Origin of the sequence: Sphingobium sp. (genome assembly GCF_035511395.1) — a bacterium.
Taxonomy (GTDB): Bacteria; Pseudomonadota; Alphaproteobacteria; order Sphingomonadales; family Sphingomonadaceae; genus Sphingobium.
Genome location: NZ_DATKFP010000422.1, coordinates 1 through 6,114, shown reverse-complemented (window position 1 = coordinate 6,114; position 6,114 = coordinate 1). Strand labels below are relative to the sequence as shown.

Annotated in this window: 8 protein-coding genes; all 8 read right to left on the bottom strand. The window is 60.2% G+C overall.

Translation table 11 applies throughout. The features are described 5' to 3' along the window. Window positions 1–632: type I restriction-modification system subunit M N-terminal domain-containing protein (locus VMR39_RS28545; protein WP_325421605.1), on the bottom strand; the 632-nt coding region annotated here is incomplete at its 3' end. Window positions 633–681: 49 nt separating this feature from the next. Next, the gene (locus tag VMR39_RS28540) at window positions 682–894 is read right to left on the bottom strand and encodes a helix-turn-helix domain-containing protein (RefSeq protein ID WP_325421603.1); all 213 of its coding nucleotides are present in this window, start codon (window positions 892–894) and stop codon (window positions 682–684) included. 85 nt (window positions 895–979) lie between these two features. Beyond that, window positions 980–2,002 (bottom strand): nucleotidyl transferase AbiEii/AbiGii toxin family protein, encoded by a 1,023-nt coding sequence (locus VMR39_RS28535; protein WP_325421601.1) that lies wholly within the window; start codon window positions 2,000–2,002, stop codon window positions 980–982. Beyond that, entirely contained in the window at window positions 2,003–2,914 is a 912-nt protein-coding gene (locus VMR39_RS28530) for a hypothetical protein (RefSeq protein ID WP_325421600.1), read from the bottom strand. It abuts the gene before it with no gap. After that, window positions 2,914–3,243, bottom strand: coding sequence for a DUF2274 domain-containing protein (locus VMR39_RS28525; RefSeq protein WP_325421598.1), 330 nt, complete (start codon window positions 3,241–3,243; stop codon window positions 2,914–2,916). Before VMR39_RS28525 ends, VMR39_RS28530 begins: the two co-directional genes overlap by 1 nt. Window positions 3,244–3,254: 11 nt before the next feature. Continuing rightward, window positions 3,255–4,415 (bottom strand): TrbI/VirB10 family protein, encoded by a 1,161-nt coding sequence (locus VMR39_RS28520; protein ID WP_325421596.1) that lies wholly within the window; start codon window positions 4,413–4,415, stop codon window positions 3,255–3,257. Continuing rightward, on the bottom strand, window positions 4,412–5,491 hold the full coding sequence (trbG, locus tag VMR39_RS28515; RefSeq protein ID WP_414712612.1) for a P-type conjugative transfer protein TrbG: 1,080 nt from the start codon (window positions 5,489–5,491) through the stop codon (window positions 4,412–4,414). Before trbG ends, VMR39_RS28520 begins: the two co-directional genes overlap by 4 nt. After that, window positions 5,488–6,114: conjugal transfer protein TrbF (trbF, locus tag VMR39_RS28510; RefSeq protein ID WP_325421592.1), on the bottom strand; the 627-nt coding region annotated here is incomplete at its 5' end. The genes trbF and trbG, both read right to left, overlap by 4 nt.

Below are 6,114 nucleotides of genomic sequence, written 5' to 3'. Positions count from 1 at the left end.
CGTCCGGTGAGCTTGGCGTCGTCATTGGCGATCAGCAGATCGACGATCAGGCGGATGACCTCGCGCGGGGTGAAATGCTCCCCGGCGGTCTCGTTCGATATTTCCGAGAAGCGGCGGATCAGTTCCTCGAACAAATACCCCATTTCGAGATTGCTGACCGTGTCCGGGTGCAGGTCGATCTCGCAAAATCGCTCGAACACGTTCCAAAGGATGCCGCCGTCTTTCAGCCGCTTGAGCTGATCGGTGAAGCGAAATTTGTCGAGGAAGATGTCGCGGACATTCGGCGAGAATTTCGTGATGTAGTCGATCAAGTTCTGGTGGAGCTGGCCGGGGTCCTGGCCCTTCAAGCTGTCGAAGGTGAAGCTGGATGTATTGTAGACCTTCACATTGCGCCCGACCGCGCCGAACAAAATCATATCGCGGGTCGCGTCATCTGCGCTTTCAGGGAGCGTTTTTTCAGCATCGAGAACAGCCTGTTTGGAGCCCTCCAGCAAACAATCAAGACGGCGAAGCACGACGAAGGGCAAGACCACCTTGCCATATTCGGATTGCTTGAAGTCACCGCGAAGGATTTCTGCGATGGACCAAACGAAAGAGCTTAAGCTCTGAACCTTGGCTGTTGCTCCCGACACCCCTGAACTCCCTCATTATCGGTCACCCGGAACGGGCTGACATTGTATTTCAATCTCTAGCCTTTACGGCTTTAACGCCCGCCTTCTTGGTTTCCGCCTTCTTTGCCTCTATCCAAGCGTCAATGTCGGCTTTCCGGAAACGCCAGGAACCGCCGATTTTGAAACCGGGAAGCGTGCCATCCGCCGCCAGCCGGTAAGTTGTCTTTTCCGTCAGGCGGAGATATTCGGCCACCTCCGGTAGTGTCATCACATCCGAATTCATGCGATTCCCCATGATTCCATCATGAGAAAATACGGCAAAGATCGGGAGTCGCAAGGAAAAGTTTACCTATGCGGGAATTTCCCGATCAGTTGTCGGGCGCGGGACGCCGACGCCTGCTGCGTTTGGCTGGTGATGCGCCACCGGTTTTCCAGGCTTTGACATTCTGCGCCTTCCAGCGAAGCGCCGGACAGGCCTCAATGGCCGCCTGCACATCCTCTGGCGCGTCCAACCGCGCGGTGTCGATAATGCCTTCTTCAAGCACGCCGGTCAGGAACGCCATTTCGCCTTCGCCGAATTGGAAAAGCGGTTCAAGACCCTGGCGGCATTCCGCCGTCACCGTGTCGATCCAACCCTTCTGCCCACCATAGGGATCAAAATATGCTCCAGGCAGGCAGGTGATCAGCTTGGCGGCAAGGTCCTTCCCGTCGCAACCGATCATGTCCACGGATGCGGTTCGCCAGTCGAAGCTGCGTGCGGACGCGCCGATCATCAGGGTGCCGAGCTTGACTTTCGACCAGTCCAGGTCGGGCATGGCGATGATGCGGTGGGCGTCAAACAGATCGCGCGCCGTGCGCCGTGCGATCAGGGCGACCAGCTTACCGGCGACGATCTCATGGATATCGAGCACCGGCACTGCCATCGCTTGGGTGTCGCCAAGCGCCGCAGACGGCATCGGCCGCACACCGAAAAGCGGTGTGCGGAAAAGATAGTTAATGTCGATCTCGATGGAACCGGCGCCGCCCAGCACTGAGGCGTAGCGGAAGATCCATTTGCCGCCCGCATGTTCAGCCGGTTCGCGCCGGGGCGAATAGCCTTTCGATTCCATCAGGCGCAGAATGCGATCTTCGAGGCCCGGTCGATCCTCGTCCATGCTCGCCTTGTCGACGGCGCCGACATAATTGAGGTCGATATCGACCGACAACCGGTCAAGCGCGGCGTGAAACACATTGAGCGCCGTGCCACCCTTGAGAGCAACACGCGGGGCAATCAGACTGTCTGCGGCAATGGCGTCGAGGATGTCGAGCAGGCGGATCACACGTTCCAGCGTCGCGGGCTGAAACTGCCGTTCGGCAGCAATTCGAGCAAGGCTTTGGGCCGATACTTCCATTCACACACCCTCAAAGCCGGTTTCAACCGCCTGTGGTGGCAGGAGAATACGCCAAGGCTCGACTAGCACCGCGTTACCGGGCTCTGCACCGAGCGCATAATGCTTCGAACGCGGGAGAAGCGCACGCAGGCGGTCAAGGACGCTGTCAGCTACACCCAGCGCATCCTGCCGCCGCTCCAGCCACCAACCAGTGAGCGCGGCGAGCGAGCGGAAGCCAAGCAGTTCGACATAATCGACGAGTTTTTCAGGGTCAAGGTAGCGCACCATGTCGAGCGATTGCAGCACCTCTTCGACACCGCCCGCTATGTCCGGCCGATGCAGCACATCAACCATTGTTCGCTCGATGGCTGTTACTTTGATGGGCATGCCCAGACGATCCATGATAACGGTGAGATAGTCCGCATGGTCGGTATCCAGCAGCGCCTTCGGCGGCCCTATGAGGCGGCAGAGGCCGAAGGGCAAATCGGCCAGTTCAGTGCGCCCCCGGCTTATCAATTGAACTTCGTTGAATTCGGAATAGGCGACGCCATGCAGTTCCAGCGCAGAGTGAAAGCCCAACACGCCATCGGCGCGCAGCTTGCTGGCGGCGGCGAAACGGTCCACCATCAGATGCGCCGCTGACAGATGCGCCGGAACGGCCGCGAAAACCTCGCGGCTCAGCCGTTTGATGTTGCCGGCCTTCAGGTGATGCTTGAGCAAGCTGGTGATACTCGCAGAGCCTGCCGGGCGCTCGAACGCAGCGGCAAACTCCGCCCGGGTAAACACCGGATGGGCCGAGAGGAAGGATGTCGTCCTGTGCGTGCGTGTTGACATTTCTGTTTGCGAAATTGCTATTGAATGGGCAATATATACACCTTTCACAGCGAAATTGTCAACAAACCTTCTCTCCCCCTGTTCTGCACAACTCGGCATCAACCCTCCTGTGGTCGCGATGATGCAGATTGAGCTATGGGCGATGTGGGTTCTGCATCGCCTACGCGGGATGAGCGGGAGCGGCGAGCGGATTTATCATTCTCGACTTCCGGCAACCCCTCCTTCCGCGCCTTGGCGAAGGCGCGGTCACTGTCGAGGAAGGCTTCGAGCATGAAGGGGATCAGATCGGCGATTTTTTCCGACGCGCCATAGGCGGCGGCGTAGAGTTTTTGATAATCGCATAGCGCCTGATTGAGATCTGCGCTCACCGTGATGGTGATCCTGGTCGGCGTGCGGTCGGGGAGTTTTGCGAGTTTCAGATTGGTCATGATTGATCCTTTCAACCCTTGTAGGAACGGAGAACGATGTCCCGCTGAACAACAATCCTGAGCGGCCAGCCGGGCCGGATGGTGATGGTAGGCTGGATGTTGAGGTTCTTTTCGGTGAGGCGCTGGCCTGCCTGGGCGGCGTTCTGCTGGGTCGACTCGCGGATAGCGCGGACGAGATCACTCTCATTGCTGCCGAAACTGAGTTCGGTGCCGACGCCCAGGAGCGTTGCCATGGCGATGCCTTTCAAGAGCTGCCAGGTGTGGTAATCGACTTCATCCTCCAGCCCGGCATAGCCGGCGGCGTCGGTAGCGGGGAGATTGTCGATCTGGATCGATGAGCCATCCGGCAGGATGATCCGTTGCCAGACCAGCAGCGCACGCGACTGGCCGAAGGCGACGACGCTGTCATAGGTGCCGATCAGTCGCGATCCCTGCGGGATGAGCAACGCCGAGCCGGTCACGGTGTCATAGACATTTTCGGTTACTTGGGCTGTGACGAGGCCCGGAAGGTCGGAATTGATCCCGGTGATAAGGCTGGCGGCAATCACGCTGCCTGCCATGACCTGAAAGGGTGAGACCGGCGTTTGCAGGACATGGGGATTGTAGATGCCGCCGGTGTCCTGCTGGTTCAGGAAATCGAGCTTGCGCTGCTGATTGTTCTGGTCGCGCTCGGGGTCGAGTGTCAGGCGGTCTGCACCGGGCTGAACCGCCGCGGTTTGCATCGGCTGCGCGGGCCCCGACGGCGCATTCTGCTGCAGCCGGTTCTCAATGCGGAAGAAAACACCGGATTCCTTGGCCTGAATGGCTTGGCTTGCGAGACGCTGTTCGGCCGCGGATAACTCCTGTCCTCCCGGCGCAATGCCAAACTGACGCTGACGTTCAAGGATCGGCCGCCCGAGATCGCCGGGCAACGGCGGGCCAAGCTTCACTTCCGAATAATCCCCCGGCAGTGCGGCAAGACCGTCGGGCGTTGGTTTCCTGTCGGTGTTGTAAAGTTCTCCCGTAGGCAGACCTTGACGCAAGGACGGGGTTTGCAGTGCCAGCATGGTGACACCCAGAATTCCGGCGGATGCGATGGCTGCGCCGCCGATCACCACGCCCTTCTTGAAGCGCACCAGTTTGCGTCCCGGCGCGGCACGGAGATCGAGCTTTTCATCCTGTTTCGCTGTCATTTCCTGCCCTCCGCATGGCTCCGGGCGTTCGTTGCTGCAATCGATTCACTGGATCGATTGCTGGCCTTCGGCCACCGCGCCTCACCCGTGCCGCCAAAAAGACTGGTCCGCCGGGGCATGCCATCGGTCCGCGTAATGCGCACCACTTGCTGGGGCTTGGTGCCCAGCCGCAATTCGGCGGCGGCGAACAGGCGGTCGACGATGTAGTAATTGCCGCGCATGCGGTAATTGACGAGTTCGCTGCCACCGTCCGTGCCCACCACAAACAGCGGTGGGGCTTCGCCCTGATCGATACGACGCGGGAACTCGATATAGACCTTGTGGTCGTCATCGAAGGCGCGCACCGGCTTCCAGGGCGGATTGTCGCCGGATATCCGATAGCGGAAGCGGATGTTTTCCAGCGCGAGGTTGGAAGCGATGGGCAACGCCGCCTCGGCCACCGCGTTCTGGCGGCGCAGTGTGGTCAGTTGATCGGACGCATAGGTCCAGGAGATCGCCGCCATGGCGGTCTTCTCGGTGCTGTCCAATTGAAGATGATAGCTGCGACGATCCGTGGTGATGACGAGATTGGTCGTCAGCCCCGGCGCGAAGGGTTTGACCAGCACATGGGTGCGCTGACCCGCGCCAGTGCCGCTCAGCGTGTCGCCGATCACCCAGCGCACCGTGTCGCCCGCCGAAACCGAGGTGAGTTTTTCGCCCGGTTGCAGGGCGATGTCGCTGACCCGTTCCGGCGCGGCATAGAGACGGTAAAGCGCGCCTTCCGCGTAAGGATAGACCTGGATGGCATTGATATAGCCGTGCTTGGTCGGCTCCTGCGTCGCTGCCTTGTTGGCGTCCTCGACGCGCGTGGTCGGCGGTCGCTTATCTTCCTCGACCTTGCCCGGTTCCGGCATGAGCTGGCCGGGCAGCGGCAACACTTTCGGCACCTCGACGATCCGAACCGGCTTCAACGGTTCTTTCTCAATGGCCGCCGGTTTGAAGTCATCGGCGTCATAGGAAATTGTCGGCGGCAATGGCTTGGTGGCACAGGCCGATAGGGCCAATGCTGATACGGATATTAAAGCCAAGTGTTTCATTTTGCGGGTTCCTTATTATGTTTTTCTTGGGGATTGGCAGTGTCGAGTTCGCGCGACCAGTCGATGGCACTGACAAACAGGCCGAGCGGGTTTTTGCGCAATTGCTCGGCGGAACGCGGCGGCTGGATGATGGTGGTCAGGATCGCGGTCCAGCGCTCGGTCTTGGCGAGGCTGCCGCGCTCATAGACCTGCTCGGTCCATTTGACCTGGAAGGAGGTATCGGAGGCCCGCACCACGCTGGTCGCCTGCACCGAGACGCTGCGCGTGCCGATCTGACCGAAAGGATCGTTCGTCTTGGCGTACTCGTTCAAAAACAACGCCGCGCGGTCGGTGGCAAAGTCATATGCCGCCAGCCAGTTCTGGCGCACCAGCACCGGATCGGTGGAAATACCGCGCACATGGGTGATGAAACGGGCGAGATGCCAGGCGATCTGGGCGTCGGCGGGCCGGTAGGTCGCATCCACGGGCGCGACGGCACGGGCTTCGCCGAACTTGTCCACCTCGACGACATAGGGCACGACGCGACTCTGCATCGATTGCCAGACCAGTGCGCCGGAGAGCGCCACTGAGGTGGCGAAACAGCCGAAGGCCATGAGCCGCCAGTTGCGCGCCTGCACACGGGA

What these genes read in the sequence shown, in the direction of transcription:
- VMR39_RS28540 (WP_325421603.1), bottom strand. Translation starts at nt 894, where the DNA reads ATGAATTCGGATGTGATGACACTACCGGAGGTGGCCGAATATCTCCGC.
- VMR39_RS28535 (WP_325421601.1), bottom strand. Translation starts at nt 2,002, where the DNA reads ATGGAAGTATCGGCCCAAAGCCTTGCTCGAATTGCTGCCGAACGGCAG.
- VMR39_RS28530 (WP_325421600.1), bottom strand. Translation starts at nt 2,914, where the DNA reads ATGCCGAGTTGTGCAGAACAGGGGGAGAGAAGGTTTGTTGACAATTTC.
- VMR39_RS28525 (WP_325421598.1), bottom strand. Translation starts at nt 3,243, where the DNA reads ATGACCAATCTGAAACTCGCAAAACTCCCCGACCGCACGCCGACCAGG.
- VMR39_RS28520 (WP_325421596.1), bottom strand. Translation starts at nt 4,415, where the DNA reads ATGACAGCGAAACAGGATGAAAAGCTCGATCTCCGTGCCGCGCCGGGA.
- trbG (WP_414712612.1), bottom strand. Translation starts at nt 5,491, where the DNA reads ATGAAACACTTGGCTTTAATATCCGTATCAGCATTGGCCCTATCGGCC.